This window comes from Paraburkholderia bannensis NBRC 103871, assembly GCF_000685015.1.
GTDB classification, from domain to species: domain Bacteria; phylum Pseudomonadota; class Gammaproteobacteria; order Burkholderiales; family Burkholderiaceae; genus Paraburkholderia; species Paraburkholderia bannensis.
On sequence record NZ_BAYA01000042.1, the window covers coordinates 38,481 to 53,273 of the forward strand.

12 protein-coding genes are annotated in these 14,793 nt (G+C 61.7%); 4 read left to right on the forward strand and 8 right to left on the reverse strand.

Features of this window, described 5'->3' with window-relative positions:
- Window positions 1-22: 22 nt before the first annotated feature.
- Genes nthA through BBA01S_RS44230 form a run of 4 tightly spaced genes read left to right on the forward strand, consistent with a single transcriptional unit; the run spans window position 23 to window position 3,144 of the window.
- Entirely contained in the window at window positions 23-661 is a 639-nt protein-coding gene (nthA, locus tag BBA01S_RS35465) for a nitrile hydratase subunit alpha (protein ID WP_027820576.1), read from the forward strand.
- 2 nt (window positions 662-663) lie between these two features.
- Window positions 664-1,050 carry a nitrile hydratase accessory protein gene (locus BBA01S_RS44220; protein ID WP_042298424.1) on the forward strand — a complete coding sequence of 129 codons (387 nt, stop codon included), beginning with the start codon at window positions 664-666 and terminating at the stop codon, window positions 1,048-1,050.
- On the forward strand, window positions 1,047-2,084 hold the full coding sequence (locus BBA01S_RS44225; RefSeq protein ID WP_042298425.1) for a HoxN/HupN/NixA family nickel/cobalt transporter: 1,038 nt from the start codon (window positions 1,047-1,049) through the stop codon (window positions 2,082-2,084). Before BBA01S_RS44220 ends, BBA01S_RS44225 begins: the two co-directional genes overlap by 4 nt.
- A gap of 31 nt (window positions 2,085-2,115) precedes the next feature.
- Window positions 2,116-3,144, forward strand: a complete 1,029-nt coding sequence (locus BBA01S_RS44230) for a GlxA family transcriptional regulator (protein WP_042298426.1) — start codon at window positions 2,116-2,118, stop codon at window positions 3,142-3,144.
- Between the two features lie 622 nt (window positions 3,145-3,766).
- Here the strand turns inward: BBA01S_RS44230 and BBA01S_RS35490 are convergent.
- The 8 genes from BBA01S_RS35490 to BBA01S_RS35525 form a co-directional block, all read right to left on the reverse strand.
- On the reverse strand, window positions 3,767-5,125 hold the full coding sequence (locus tag BBA01S_RS35490; protein WP_027820579.1) for an MFS transporter: 1,359 nt from the start codon (window positions 5,123-5,125) through the stop codon (window positions 3,767-3,769).
- Between the two features lie 83 nt (window positions 5,126-5,208).
- Entirely contained in the window at window positions 5,209-6,783 is a 1,575-nt protein-coding gene (locus BBA01S_RS35495) for an AMP-binding protein (protein WP_027820580.1), read from the reverse strand.
- Window positions 6,776-7,369, reverse strand: coding sequence for a (2Fe-2S)-binding protein (locus BBA01S_RS35500; protein WP_407668364.1), 594 nt, complete (start codon window positions 7,367-7,369; stop codon window positions 6,776-6,778). The genes BBA01S_RS35495 and BBA01S_RS35500 overlap by 8 nt, the downstream gene beginning before the upstream one ends.
- Window positions 7,342-8,163, reverse strand: a complete 822-nt coding sequence (locus BBA01S_RS35505) for an FAD binding domain-containing protein (protein ID WP_027820582.1) — start codon at window positions 8,161-8,163, stop codon at window positions 7,342-7,344. Before BBA01S_RS35505 ends, BBA01S_RS35500 begins: the two co-directional genes overlap by 28 nt.
- Window positions 8,160-11,186, reverse strand: a complete 3,027-nt coding sequence (locus tag BBA01S_RS35510; protein WP_042298431.1) for a xanthine dehydrogenase family protein molybdopterin-binding subunit — start codon at window positions 11,184-11,186, stop codon at window positions 8,160-8,162. Before BBA01S_RS35510 ends, BBA01S_RS35505 begins: the two co-directional genes overlap by 4 nt.
- 258 nt (window positions 11,187-11,444) lie before the next feature.
- Window positions 11,445-12,452 carry an XdhC family protein gene (locus tag BBA01S_RS35515; RefSeq protein WP_027820584.1) on the reverse strand — a complete coding sequence of 336 codons (1,008 nt, stop codon included), beginning with the start codon at window positions 12,450-12,452 and terminating at the stop codon, window positions 11,445-11,447.
- A 24-nt stretch (window positions 12,453-12,476) separates the two neighbouring features.
- A complete protein-coding gene (locus BBA01S_RS35520) occupies window positions 12,477-13,289 on the reverse strand; it encodes a helix-turn-helix transcriptional regulator (RefSeq protein WP_245641688.1) in 813 nt (270 codons plus the stop codon).
- 142 nt (window positions 13,290-13,431) lie between these two features.
- The gene (locus BBA01S_RS35525; protein ID WP_027820586.1) at window positions 13,432-14,238 is read right to left on the reverse strand and encodes an enoyl-CoA hydratase/isomerase family protein; all 807 of its coding nucleotides are present in this window, start codon (window positions 14,236-14,238) and stop codon (window positions 13,432-13,434) included.
- Window positions 14,239-14,793 lie beyond the last annotated feature (555 nt).

Sequence of the window (14,793 nt, forward strand, 5' to 3'; positions counted from 1 at the left end):
AACACCCTACAAGGAACCAACGATGCAAGACCTGTTTAGTTACGAAGACGACCGCGAATCCGCAAGCGCCGCAAAGGTTCGTGCACTTGAAGCCCTTCTCATCGAGAAAGGCGTGCTTGGCAGTAATTCCGTCGATACAGTGCTCGGCCACTTCGAAACGATTGCGGGACCATTCAACGGCGCAAAGATTGTCGCCCGCGCCTGGCTGGACGCCGATTTCAAGGCGCGCCTGCTAGCCGATACGCCGGCCGCGATCGCTGAACTCGACTTGCCGTCCGGCATGGACGGCGCAGAAGGCGAACATATGGCCGCCGTCGCGAACGGCACTGGCGTACACAACCTGGTCATTTGTACGCTGTGTTCTTGCTATCCGTGGCCAGTTCTTGGCCTGCCGCCTTACTGGTACAAGGATCCGGTCTTCCGGGCACGCGGTGTACGAGAACCCCGCGCGGTGCTGCGAGAATTCGGCGTGACTATCGACGAAAACGTTCAGGTGAAGGTGTGGGACAGCAGCGCACAGATTCGCTGGTTCGTCGTGCCGGAGCGACCGGAAGGCACTGACGCCATGACTGAAGAGGAACTCGCAGCACTCGTCACGCCGGAGTCGATGATGGGCGTGGCGCTGGTCCCGCCACCGCACGTCACCCACGGAGGCACCTGATCATGTTTACGCGCTTCGAGGAATTCGCGGCTGCGGAAATGCTCGGTCAGCCCGACTCGCCGCCACGTCTACAGGGCAAGCTACGCTTTGACCGGCCTTGGGAACGGCAGGTCTTCGGCCTCGCGATGGCTTTGTCAAAGGCGGGATGTTTCGAGTGGGAAGCGTTTCGCCAGAATCTGATTCGCTCGATCGCCTCATGGGAATCCCAACCGTGTTCGGGGCAGCCGCCGTGGGACTACTACGAACGCTTCCTGATTGCATTGGACGAGACAATGCTTGAAGCAGGCACACTTACGCGAACCGAGATTGCTGCCTGCCTGCCGCAACTGCCCACTCAACGATCGCCAGCCGATACACCGCCTCTCGCCTCAGCAGGAGCCGTAGAATGATTCGACAACTGTCCGACGTACTGACTGGGGCCAACCCCGTCGTCAAGCGCCGTCTGCTCGGTACCTATGGGCTCCTCATCGCGTTCAATCTGCTCTCGTGGGCGTGGGCTGCGATCGCGTTCTGGCAGCATCCCGTGCTGCTCGGGACGGCACTCATTGCCTATGGACTTGGCCTTCGTCATGCCGTGGATGCCGATCATATTGCGGCGATTGACAACTCGACACGCAAGTTGATGCAGGAAGGTCAGCGCCCCGTCGCGGTGGGACTCTTCTTTTCGATGGGTCATTCTACGATCATTGTGTTCGCCTCATTGGGCGTCGCTCTGGTCTCGACCGCGCTGAACAGCCGGTTCGCTACATACAAAGACCTTGGCGCAACGGTCAGCACGCTTGTCTCGACCGGATTTCTGTTCGCGATTGCCATCCTGAACCTGTTCGTCTTGAAGTCAATCGTGAAGGCATGGCGTCGCCGCCGTTCCGGCGCTGAGTCCGAAACGCCGCCACCGTTCGGGCCGTTGACGCGCCTCCTGCGGCCCCTGTTTCTGCTCGTTTCGCGCAGTTGGCATTTGTTCCCGCTCGGCTTCCTCTTTGGCCTCGGATTCGATACCGCAACCGAAGTGAGTCTCCTCGGGATGTCCGCGACCCAGGCAGCTCACGGCATATCGCCCTGGAGCGTGCTGGTATTTCCCGCACTTTTCAGTGCCGGGATGTCGCTCATCGACACACTGGACGGACATCTGATGCTGGGCGCGTACGGCTGGGCGTACATGAAGCCGGAGCGCAAGCTGGCCTATAACTTCGCCATCACCGCGACTTCAGTTGCTGTCGCGCTCATCGTCGGGACGATCGAGGTGCTGGGCCTACTGCAGGCCCGCTACGCGCTGCACGGCGTCTTCTGGAACACGGCAAGCGCGCTGGGCGACAATTTTGGCATGCTAGGCTACGCGATCATCGGCATCTTCTCGGCCTGCTGGGTCATCTCGATGCTGCTACACCGCGCACGGCGCCCTGCCTCGCCAAAGGTGGCCGTCTGAACGCATCTCGTTGCCCTCAACAAGGCTCCCAATGCGCAAGATAACCGTAGCGATGCTGCTATTCCCTGGCTTCCAGTTGTTGGATATCGCTGGACCACGCGACGCCTTTGCCGAAGTGAGCCTTGTCTCCGAACGTGCGGCTGAATACGAAATGCTGACCGTCGGTACGACGCGAGGTGCGATCAAATCCTCAAGCGGTTTGACGGTTCAGCCCGACCGAACGATCTTCGACCCGTGCCCTCAGTTCGACACGGTCATAGTGCCAGGCGGTCTCGGGGTCTTCGACGTGCTCGAGGACACGACGATCACCGACTGGCTGCGCACCCAGCAACGCCAAACACGTCGACTCGCTGCAATCTGCAACGGTGCATTCGCGTTCGGCGCCGCCGGTCTGCTTGATGGCCGCACTGTCGCGACCCACTGGATGGACGTGGCAAGGCTTTCGTCGATGTTTCCCAAGGCGAATGTCGAACCGGACTTGATTTACGTCAAGGACGATAACCTCTACACGACTGCGGGGGTGACCGCCGGCATTGATCTCGCGCTGGCCATGATAGAGGAAGACTTTGGCCGCGAAATCGCGCTGCGCGTTGCAAAATATCTGATCGTCTACGTTCGTCGTGCAGGGGGGCAGTCGCAATTTAGCCCCCTGCTTGAGACCCAGGTTTCAGATAACACACACGTCCAGGAAGTTCAGCAGTACATGCTGGACCATCTGGACGTAGACCATAGCGTCGAAGCACTCGCACAGCGTGTCCATATGAGCCCCCGCAATCTCTCCAGGATTTTCAGCCGAGAATGCGGGGTGGGCCTGATCGCGTTCCTGAATCACGCACGCATCGACGCAGCGCGTACCTTGCTCGAAAGTACGCAGCGTACGGTCGCTGAGATTGCGCGCCGCTGTGGATTCGACAGCGCTGACTCGCTACGTCGCGCCTTCATTCGCCGCCTTGGCCTCAGCCCAGTTGAGTATCGACACCGCTTCAGGTCGACTGCCAGCGGAGCTTCCGGGCGCGCCCGTGCTCACTTCGAGGAGCAAGAGGACGACTCGCTAACCTGAACCACGAACGCATCGCCAAGCGAGAAGATGGCTCGCCGGATTTTCAATTCATCGGTTTTGTTTCGGGACTGGATGATGCCCGCGCCGCGTATTGCGTCGTGTGCCCCGTTCTCGAATCGACGAAGCAGGCCCGCGTCTGAGCAAAAATCCCTCTAAAAATCAAATATTCATCCGCTGGAGTATTAGCGCGGGACAGGGAGCGCAGTCGTCACAAGAGCCAGTTATCTTCTCAGGAGCCCGAATCCCCACTCGCATCGGCACGGAAGCCGCAGTTTGAGGGAATCATGGGCAAGCGCGAGGACGCTCCGTACCGACCAGGGCGCAGCGCGGACTTGATCAAGCTCAAATGCGGGCTGCGGTAGACTGTATTCGTGTCACCGTGCCCCGGACACGCGTCCCGGTGTCGCGAGAGTGGCGCTGAGACGCGGCTACGGAAAGCACGTCTTCGCCTGCGAACTGCCAATCGACCCACAACTATCCTTCAACCCGGCGCGCGCCCAATGGCCGGTTCCAGATCTGGTGGGTCGCTGGATGCGGCAGCTGAAATCGTGGCACCTACGTCACCACGCGTGGAACAAATGCCCGTATCAGCGCACCCGCACACCTCGCGTGGCGGGTCCGATCAGGTATTGTGCGTAAGGTTGTCTCGAGTCTCCGGGATAACGAACGCACCGAACAGGTAGAGCACGCTCACGGCTGCCAAACACACGGCTAGCACAATCGGCAGATCAGCAGGCGTTCGGGCAAGAACAGAGACCAGCGTAGGCATCATGCCGCCGATGGCGAAGCCCATGTTCCACGAAAGACCGGTGCCCGATGCCCGGATTGCGGTCGGAAAGCGCTCGTTGAGGAAGATGAGGATCGGTGCGTAACTGGCGCTTCCCAATACACTCAGCAGCACCGCGCAGCCGCCAATCATGACGACGTTGCTCGTCTGTGCCATCGCGATGACGAGCAACGGGAAGCAGATGAGCCGCGCCACGCCGAGCCAGATGAAACTACGCTTGCGCCCGATGATCGTGCTCAGATGGCCGGCCGCCGTCGTTGCGACAATCACGGCTACGCTCGATATCATGAGAATGAGACCTGCAACGCTGCTGGGCGTTTGATTCACGACCTTGAGGAAGGTGGGCAGAAATCCCGAGGTCAGGTAGTAGCCGCTTCCGCCACCGATCGTCAGCAACAGGTTCATAAGCAGGATGCCGCGGTACTGCTTCGAAAACAGCAACCGGACTGGCGAGTCGACAGGCTTTTGCGCGTCACGCCCGGTGGCCGGTGCGGCCTTGCGCTTTTCGGCGGCAAGCGCAACCCATACAGGAGACTCCTCCAGACTGTTGAATACGAATACACCCAGAAACGAGCTGATAATGCCAGCGAAGAACATGCATCGCCATCCCCATACTTCGAATTGTGAGCCAGGAAACGATGCCGATGTCGCCAGATAGACCAGAGACGCGAGCAGCGCGCCAAGTCCCGCACCGCCTCCGCCGACGAATCCGGAAACGGCCCCGCGATACTTTGGACTCACCGTTTCCGTGCCAATGGTATGCGTCGACGCGACCACGCCGCCAACAAACACACCTTGCACCAGACGCAGCACCAGAAACAGAACCGGCGCAATGACGCCCACCTGCACAACGGTCGGCAGCAAGCCGAACGCCGCAGTCGAGAGGCCGACGCCGACGACCGAAATGATCATCGACCGCTTGCGTCCGTGCCGGTCGGCCAGCGAGCCAAAAATCGCGGAACCGAGCGGCCGCAACAGCAGCGTGACGGCGAAGGACGCATACACCGCCGCGAGGGACAACATAGAACTCGTCGAAGGAAAGAACAGCTTTCCGATCACTGGCGCGACAAACAGCACGACGAACAGGTCGAACAAATCCAGTGCCCAACCCAGACACGAGGCCGCGACGGCCGCGAGAATCTGCCTGCTGCCCACGCCAGTGACCATGCGGTCATTGCGCAACGCCTCTTCCATGATGATCTCCATCCAATGTTCTGTCTAATTAGGATTACTAGTTTTTAATGTCGCACTGTGTTTTTGTTCTTTGCGCGTGCGCGTCACGTTTTCCTGTTCTCACTCGCCACGTTCACGACGCCGTTCTCGTGCACGCATTCGCCGCTGGAAAGCTTGCGTCTCAGGATTTTGCCCACCGGGGACTTGGGTATCGCGTCCACGAAAACGTATTCGCGCGGCCGCTTGAAATTCACCAGATCCGAGGTACGGCAGAATTCATCGAGCGCTGTCGCGTCGACGCTGCATGAGCATTTGATGAAGGCCACCACCTTTTGGCCCCAGCGCTCGTCTTTCAGGCCGACCACGGCGACTTCATCAACGGCGGGATGCAGCGAGAGAATCGATTCGATATCGACGGGAGAAATGTTCTCGCCGCCGCTGATGATCATGTCGTCGACGCGACCCGTCACATAGAGATCGCCGTCCGCGTCCAGATAGCCCGTGTCGCCCGTAAAGTACCAGCCTTCCCTGATCGATCTGGCATCGGCGTCGGGACGCTTCCAGTAGCCTTCGAAGGCTTCGTCGCCGGCCAGTTCGGCGATGATCTGTCCTTCCTCCCCTGCGCGCGCAAGCGCACGCGGACTCGATCCGTCGAGATCGACGACCCGCAGACGCGTATTGATGCCCGCGCGTCCCGCACTACCCGGCTTGCGCGTGGCGTCCTGATCGACGCTGAAGGTGTACACCTCGGAAGAGCCGTAGTGATTCACGAACAGTTCGGGGTTGAACGCGGCCGCGCAGCGCTTGAGTAGGCCGTCGTTCATGGGTGCGCCGGCGAAACCGAGCTTCGTGATCGAGCCGATATCCGTTTGCGCGAACTCGGGCGCCGCAAGCAGATCGTGATAGAGCGTCGGCACCAGATACAGGCAGGTGATCGCGTGTTTTGCGATGGATTGCAGCGCATACCCTGCATTCCAGCGGCGCACGCACACGAACACACCGTCGACCATCGCCATGGCGAGCAACGAGCGGACGCCCATGGTGTGATAAAGCGGCATCACGCCCAGCGTCCGTTCACCGCGCCGGTACAGGTTCTGCGCAACATGTGCGAGCGCCGCCGCGCGCTCATGCCGATGCCGGCGCGGAACACCCTTGGCGAGACCCGTCGTGCCGGACGTATAGAGCATCACCGAGTAATCGTCCGCCGATGCGGCAGGCTGCGGCGCGAGCGCTGCGGTGCTCCCGGTCTGCTTCTCAATCAACGCTTCGAAGCCGCACGTCGCACCATCGGTGCCGTCCAGGCCGACACGTGTCACCGTTCGGGCCAGTTCGCTTGCCGTGACGGCGTCCTTCGATGCCGGTTCGTAGATCACGACTTTCGCGCCCGCATCGCCAATCGTGTGATCCAGCTCTTCGGGTTTGGCGCGCCAGTTGACCGGCACGATCACGATGCCCGTGAACTGACAGGCCCAATGCACCGTCGCCATTTCCCAGCGGTTTTGCAGCACGACGATCAGGCGGTCGCCGCGTTCGAGCCCGAGGCTTTGCAGCGCCGCGGCTACGTCCCCAATTCGGGCGTACCACTGCGCATACGTGAGTTCCACATCGCCGTCGATGACGGCCAGCGCGTTTGGATTGCGCTCGACCGCCTGCAGAAACGTGCGCCCAAGATCAAGCATGACTCACCTCCATCGCGTGCTCATGCCCGCTTTCGTTTTCGTTCTGGCGGCGCAAGGCTGCCACTTCGAGGACGGCCTTCACAATGGGCGTATAGCCGGTACAGCGGCAGATGTGCCCCGAGAGCATTTCGCGCACCTCTTCTTCGCTAGGATTCGTCACGCGTTGCAGATAGTCGGCGCATGACATCAGGATGCCCGCCGTGCAGAATCCGCACTGAAGCGCATGGTTGCGCTGGAACGCCGCCTGCAGATCGCTCAGCGTATTGCCGGCGGCCAGCCCTTCGACCGTGTCGATACGCCGCCCGTCCGCCTGCACGGCGAGCATCAGACACGAGCGGGACGCCACGCCGTCCACATGCACCGTGCAGGCGCCACATACGCCGTGCTCGCAGCCGACATGCGTGCCGGTCGCGCCCAATTCGTGCCTGATGAAATCGGAAAGCAGTTCGCGCGGCTCGCATGCACCGCTTCGCGACCTGCCGTTCAGATTCACCGTAATGCTGCGCAACACGCCTGACTGATGAGCGTCGCGCAGCGGACTACTGTCGTTGCCCTTCTTCACATTGCCTCCTGTATCACTTTCCATCCGAGATGCCGAACGAGATGTCTGCGATGGCTCGCGCTCACGTGCGCGTCGTCCTGAGCGCCCAGCTTCCACGCAAAATCGTTGAGCGCCGCTCGCAGATCGTCGCCGGTCAGTCTGGGAAGCTGTTCGACCACGGGCCGGTCGGCCACACCGCCCACGCCGATCCGGATCGAGTCGTTGGTCACGACAGCCGCGCATGCCACCAGCGCAAAGTCACCGTGCCGCGCCGAGAATTCCGTGAACGCGAAGCGCTCACCGGGTTTCCTGAGAGGAAAACGCACGGCCTCGACGAGTTCGTCCGGTTCGCGTGCGGTCATTAGCATTCCCTGGAAAAACGCGTCGGTGGGCAGCGTGCGTTTCTTCTTTTTCGAGCGCAGCATCACGTCTCCGCCGAGCGTCGCGAGAACGAGCGGCAGTTCGGCGCTCGGATCCGCATGAGCGACCGATCCGCATACCGTGCCCCGGTTTCTGATCTGAAAGTGCGAAATGTAGGGAAAGGTGTGGCGCAGCAACGGCACTTCCTGTTCGAGCGTCGTTCGCCACTCCACGCTGCCTTGTGTCGCCGCGGCCTTGACGACGAGGTAGCCGCCCTTCGTGTCGACTTCCACGACGTTCAGATCGTCCGTGCGCGACACATCGACAATCCAGCGGGGCTGCGACAACCGCATGTTCAGGACGGCCATCAACGACTGGCCGCCGGCCATGATGCGGGCATCCGCACCACCGTGATGCAGCGCCTCGAGCGCGTGCTGGGTGCTTTCCGCGCGCAGATAACTGAATTGCGAGGGTTTCATGACTTTCTCCGGAACCGGGCGAGCAGCCTGTGCAACCACGACCCACCGCCACCGCCCACGGGCCTGCCCCCGGCCTGCCGGCCGAGCGATTCGAACAGCTGGGTCAGCACCACCTTTGCCGCGCCGTCCAGCATTCGGGCGCCGACGGCGGCGACCTTGCCCGAGACCTGTGCTTCGTAGTCGTACGACAGCGACGTGCCTTTGGCGGTGGGTGTGAGTTCGACGAGCCCCTCGCCCTTGGCCGTGCCGAGCGGCGATATACCCGCGCCAGCGAGCCGAAGCCTGCGTGGTGCTTCAATATCGGAGAGACCAATTCGCGCCTCGAAGCGCGCCTTGATCATGCCGACGCCGACCGTGACGTCCGCGCGATACTGGTTTGGCCCGGTCGTTTCGAGCGCATTGCAGCCCGGCACCACCTTGGCGAGCGCAACCGGATCCATCAGCACCGCGAACACGGCCTCCGGCGTCGCCTCCAGTTCGACCGTGCCTTGCGCCGTCAGCGCCTTGCCCCCAGCCGCCGGTTTTTTCTTGGGCGCAGCCTCGCGATATTCGGGCCGCGACGGCTCCGGATCGTCGATGCCGATGAGCACCAGCACCTTCGCGGGCGTGAGCGGCAGACGCACGTCCTCGATGCCCAATGCATCCGCAACCGCATTGCCGATGCACGGCGGCGTGCTCATGTTGTTGCCCTCGCCGAGTCCCTTCGCCCCGAGCGGCGTGAAGGGCGACGGCGTTTCCAGATGCAGGATCAGCGGGTCCGGGACCTCGCAGGTCGTCGGCATCAGATAGTCCGCGAGCGTGCCCGACTGAAAGCTGCCGTCCGCACCGTACCTGAACTCTTCGAGCAGCGACGCGCCGATCCCCTGCGCGAACGCGCCGCGAATCTGCCCGTCCGCGAGCGCGGGATTCAGCAACGTGCCGGCATCGTGGGCGGTCACGTAACGGTCAATCCGGATACGGCCGGTCACGCGATCGATTTCCACGCCGCACATGTCGAACGCGAATCCGTAGCAGGCGGATGTATTGATGCGGTCCTGCTCGTCCGGCGGCTCCATGTTCGGCGGCGTCCAGAACACCGTTTCGCGCAGGCCGGGCTCTTCTCCTTCGGGCAGAAGCGCGGGCGCCCAATGTGGCGCGTTGCTTGCGGCGCGGCTGAACGGCAACGCTTTTTCTTCGTCGCCCATCGGCACGATGCGGCCGCTCTCAAACGTGATCTGCTCCGGTGCGCAGCTGAACTGCGCCGCGACGATGCGCGCGAGCTTGTCCTTCACCCGCATGGCGGCCAGATGAACGGTTCCCGCCACGGCGCCCGCAAAGCGGCTCGAGTAGTTTCCCGACGCCACCGACCACGCGTCCTTGTGCGTGTCGAATTCGACATTGACGACGACATCGACGGGGTCGAGACCGAGCACATCGGCCACCACCTGCGCGCATACCGTCATGTGCCCCTGCCCGGCCGGCGTGGACGCCACTGTGACGACCACGCCGCCCAGCAGATCGACGCTGACGGTTGCGCTGGCGATTGCGCCGTTCTTCGGGCCGGCCTTGCGCCGCGCTTCGGCGGGCAGAACGGTCGAGATATAGCCCATGTTCGAGACCGACGGCTCGATGATTGACGCAAAGCCGATGCCGTAGAGACGGCCCTCGCCGCGCGCGGTTTCACGGCGCGCCGCCAGTTCGTCGTAGCCGCCGTCCGACAGCGCGCGCCGCAACGCTTCCTGATAGTTGCCCGAGTCGTAGAGCGCGCCCGACGGCGTGCGATACGGAAACGCATCGGCGGCGATAAAGTTGCGCCGGTAGACCTCCACGATATCGAGCTTCAATTCGATCGAAATGCGCTGCATGAGCCTTTCGAGCGCGAAGTAGACCTGTGGCCCGCCGAATCCGCGCACGAGGCCGGTCGGTGTCTTTGTGGTGAGCGCCACGCGGTTGCGCACGAGCAGATTGGGAATCGCATACGCGCCCGTGAGGCAGCCGTGCATCCGGTAGAACGTGGCCGGCTCCGGTGCACGAAGATAGCCGCCGCAGTCCTCGATCTGGTCGTAGGAAAGCGCGGTGATGCGGCCGTCTTTTTCGACAGCGGCCTCGAGCTTCGTCAGACGCGCCGTCGCGGATGTGGCGGCGCTCAGATGTTCGAGCCGGTCCTCGACCCACTTGACCGGCGCACCCGCCTTGCGGGACGCGAGACACATCAGCACCACATAAGGAAATACCGACTGCTTGACGCCGAAGCTGCCGCCCGAATCGCGCGGTGCCTTGTGCCGCAAGCGGTTGGCGGGAAGCTTGAGCGCCATCGCCATGACCGCGTGCAGCGAAAACGGCCCCATGAAATTCGACGTGACCTCGTAGCCTTCATTCCCGGCCAGAAACTCCGCGACCACCACGGCGCATTCGATCGGCGTGCAGGTATTGCGCGGGTAGTGCGCTTCGAGCGTCACGCGATGCGGGGCCTTTGCGAAGGCCGCTTCGGGGTCGCCGTAACGAAAGTGACGGTCGCTCACCACGTTCGTGCCGACCTTCGGATGCAGCACGGGCGCGTCGTCGGCAATGGCTGCCTCGATCGACGTGACTGGCGGCAACGGCTTGTATTCCACCTTGATAGATTCAAGCCCGTCTTCGGCCAGCGCCCGCGATTCCGCAACGACCACGGCCACGGGTTCGCCGCTGTAACGCACGCGGTCGATCGCGAGCGACCAATGCTCCATCGGCGATTTAACGCCTACGACGAAGGGCCGCGACCACTCGCGCACATCGTCGCCGGTCAATACGGCATGCACGCCTTTCTGCGCGAGCGCGCCCGTAATGTCGATGCCGATTATTTCGGCGTGCGGATGAGGCGATCTGAGTACAGCCGCATGCAGCGTGCCGGGCTTCACCGCGATATCGTCGCCGTAGCGGCCATGTCCCGTCAGGATGGCCGCATCTTCGAGACGCTCCATGGGCCGTCCGACATGGCGACGCGAGCGCCGCTCGGCGTCCGATTGAACGACGGTTGGTTCTGGGCGAGCTTCCTGCTCGACCAGGAGCTCGGTTCCGGCTTCGCTCACGGGTGTCTCCTGCATGAATGAGTGGCGCGGTGGACTTTCGCTGCCGACGCATAAGGCCGCAGGCGCAAGGAATCTATCCACACATGAATGCCGATGCTTTGCTTGCGGCCCGGTTCGGGGCAAGTCAGCATGCTTCGTTGACTACAATGTAAAGGCGCTTATGCGGAATCGCTTTACCCGGTGATCGTGCGATTTACCCTGGAGTCTGATGCTTTTCGCCGATCGTCGGCCGGATCAGGCGACCGCTACGTACATCGAATCAGCTTCGCGCGTTGCACGCATCGAATGACGCTGAAGAACGGGGACGTGGCGGCGAATCGCCGTCATTTCGGCCACGATGGACACCGCGATTTCCGGCGGAGTTTGCGCGCCGATATAAAGGCCAACGGGTGCATGAAGCCGCGCTATCTGCTGTTCGCTCAGATCGAAGAGCCTGAGACGCGCCTTGCGCCGCTCGCTGTTTGCGCGCGAACCAATCGCGCCAATATAAAAAGCCTCGGTAGTCAGCGCCTCGAGCAGCGCCATATCGTCGAGCTTCGGATCGTGTGTCAACGTCACGATCGCCGTATTGCAGTCGACGCCGATGCGCAGCAACAGATCGTCCGGCATTTCCCGGTTGAATTCCGTGCGGGGCACGTCCCAGACGGTTTGATACTCTTCTCGCGGATCGCACACAATGACCGTATATCCCAGCGGAACAGCCAGCCGCGCGACGTACTCGGCCAACTGACTGGCGCCGATCAACACGACGCGCAATTGCGGACCGTAGACCGATTGCAGATACCGGCCATCGAACGTGCCGGGAAGCCACGCATCCAGATGTTCCAACCTCACCTTTCCTGTCAGCGCGTCGAGCGTCCGCATCACGGTCTTGCCACTCAACGTACTGTCCAGTACGTCGGCGAGCTTCGATTCCGGGCGGAGCGGCTCGACAACAAGTTCGAGCGTGCCTCCGCACGGCAGACCGAACCGATGTGCTTCATCTGCTGTCACGCCATATCGGAGTACTTCCGGCCTGCGCTCCGAGAACGAGCCGCCTCTCGCACGCTCCGCGAGATCGTCTTCGACGCAACCGCCGGAAACCGATCCTTTCATGGCGCCGTCCGCGCGAACGGCCAGCATCGAGCCGACGGGACGGGGCGCGGAGCCCCACGTCCGCACGACCGTAACGACAAACACAACCGCGCCGCGACGCTGCCAATCCAGCGCCGCTTCCAGCACTTCGACATCAACTCGGTTCACTTTTGTCTCCGTTCGGCGCGATGCCTAGATCTCCACGTCTCCGCGATCGTCGTAAAGCTCGACGACGCGGCGGTATTCACTCGGGGTGATGCCCTGATGCTGACGAAAAAAACGCGTGAAATGCCCTGGGGCCGAGAATCCGAGATCGTAGGAGATGTCCGTCAACGAAGTCTTCCCTGACGCCAGCTCGCGGATCGCGCTTTCCATGCGCAACACGTTGAGATACACGTTCGGCGTGACACCGGTGCAGCGATGAAACAAGGCGAAAAAATGCGCTCGCGACAGGCCGCAGTGTTCCGCGAGCCGATGCATATCCGGGTCGCCTCGCGTGTTTTCGCGAAGCCACACGATTGCTTTGCGAATGCGCGGATCGCTCGGTCGGCGGCTGGCTATTTCCATTTGCCGTGACAGGTCTTGCCAGCTCCGGTCCGGGTCGATCACCGAGATCATCAGTTCGCAAAGAAGCCCTTCGAGCCTCTCGGACGCAATGCTGTCCGACCACCACATTTCCAGCGACAGTTCCTCTGCCAGCTTGCGGGCCCGCGGCGACAACTGCACACAGGGTTGCGGAAAAAACTGCGGATGCCCGCTACCGGCTAGCGGGTGCCGAATCTGTGCCAGCCAGTCCGGCTCGATGTACATCGCCAGAATGACCGTGCGCTGCTCCGAGTTGCCATTGTGCGTGTACGCGTGCGGTTCCCACGGATTGACAAGAACCGCCGTGTCGGCTGACAGCGGCTGCATTTCGTCATGCACTGCGAAGAACGTGTCGGGCCCCGCCGCCTTGATGAGCAGATGACAGTGGTGATGGGCATGGTGAACGAGCGGCGCATCCATATCTAGCAGTGCGACCCGCCCAAACCTGCCCTGGTAGATTTTTATCGCGCTTGACACTCGTTCGGTCTCCCACAAAATATTTCTCGCTCGATGGACTTCCCCGAGCTCAGTCGTCCTCAGCTCTTACGCGGCTGGATTGACGTCACTTACCCTTGAAGGTTGCTTTGCGCTTCTCATGAAACGCGTCGACGCCCTCGCGGAAGTCTTCCGAACTCCGAAGCCGGCTGTAGTTGAGTCCTTCCAGTTCGATTGCAACTGAAAGCGGTGCGTCTTCCGTGTCGTTCAGCAGCTTTTTCGCAGTGCGCTGAGCCAGCGGAGAAAACGCAATCAGCTCGCGAACGAGCGTGTCGGTTGCCGTTTCGAGGTCGCTGTCGGCAACGCATTCGGTCGCGATACCCCAATCGTACGCCTGCTCGCCAGGAATGCGGCGCGACCGCATGACGATGTCCTTGGTCCGCCCGATGCCGACCATTTTTTGCAGACGCGCGGAACCGCCCGAGCCGGGAATTTGGCCAAGCTTCTGTTCGGGAAGCGCGTACAGGGTGGTGTGCGTGGCAATGCGGAAATCGCAGGCAAGCGATAGCTCGAAGCCGACGCCGAAGCAGTAGCCGCGATTGGCGGCAATCACGGGCTTGCTGCAGCGCGCTGGCGAGGCCACGTTCCAGGCAAGCTTCGATACATGCTCCGGTGATGACTCGATGAAGCCCTTGATGTCGCCGCCGCTCGAAAAATGCTCGCCCACGGCGCGCAAAACGATGACGCGCACCCTGGGATCGTCGTCCAGCGCTTCGAACACGACGCGGATTTGTTCGCGCTGCAGCATAGACACGATATTGAACGGAGGGCGGTCAAGAATAATATCGGCACGCGAATCTGCCTCGCGAATTTCGACCCGAAACCCATCAGGTTCCGCGAGCAAGGCTTTCGCTTTATGGACGAGCTGATTCATGAATGTTCCTCTTTGCGGCTAGATTGAGCGGGGTTATCACGGATCCGAACCGATGTTTCAGACCACGCGATTAGTCAATGGGTGGCTTACGCCGGGACGCGCGGTGATTGGGGTTTTATCGTTGATTCAAGTATCAAGCAATGGGCGCCTTCGCGCTTACCCGCGGTTCCAGCCACTTACCCAGAAGTCTGATTTTCCGCATGTTCGACGCACGCCTAGTTGTATCGGTTGCCAGCGACATCGCGCCGGGATCAGCCATAGGACACATCTGTTCGAGTGCTACTATGGCAGTGCAGTTTGCTGCCGTGACCACTCATAGCAGTGTCCGCCCTGACACCCCTACTTCGAAGCTCGAAATGGCGCTGGCTGAGGACGCACAGGCACGCGGCTGGGCGAACGAGCAGGCGCGGCATCGGTCAATTGCGGATCGGGTCACACGGCTTCTGACCGATCTGGGAGAGCCTGACGGTGCCCATCTCTCCCGCTGATTCGGCTGAGCACACGCCGATTGATGCCGAACACGGATTGATCAAAAGCGCAACTTGTCCATATAAA

Coding starts and splice junctions, on each gene's coding strand:
- nthA (WP_027820576.1), top strand. CDS start 23: ATGCAAGACCTGTTTAGTTACGAAGACGACCGCGAATCCGCAAGCGCC.
- BBA01S_RS44220 (WP_042298424.1), top strand. CDS start 664: ATGTTTACGCGCTTCGAGGAATTCGCGGCTGCGGAAATGCTCGGTCAG.
- BBA01S_RS44225 (WP_042298425.1), top strand. CDS start 1,047: ATGATTCGACAACTGTCCGACGTACTGACTGGGGCCAACCCCGTCGTC.
- BBA01S_RS44230 (WP_042298426.1), top strand. CDS start 2,116: ATGCGCAAGATAACCGTAGCGATGCTGCTATTCCCTGGCTTCCAGTTG.
- BBA01S_RS35490 (WP_027820579.1), bottom strand. CDS start 5,125: ATGGAAGAGGCGTTGCGCAATGACCGCATGGTCACTGGCGTGGGCAGC.
- BBA01S_RS35495 (WP_027820580.1), bottom strand. CDS start 6,783: ATGCTTGATCTTGGGCGCACGTTTCTGCAGGCGGTCGAGCGCAATCCA.
- BBA01S_RS35500 (WP_407668364.1), bottom strand. CDS start 7,369: ATGGAAAGTGATACAGGAGGCAATGTGAAGAAGGGCAACGACAGTAGT.
- BBA01S_RS35505 (WP_027820582.1), bottom strand. CDS start 8,163: ATGAAACCCTCGCAATTCAGTTATCTGCGCGCGGAAAGCACCCAGCAC.
- BBA01S_RS35520 (WP_245641688.1), bottom strand. CDS start 13,289: ATGGATGCGCCGCTCGTTCACCATGCCCATCACCACTGTCATCTGCTC.
- BBA01S_RS35525 (WP_027820586.1), bottom strand. CDS start 14,238: ATGAATCAGCTCGTCCATAAAGCGAAAGCCTTGCTCGCGGAACCTGAT.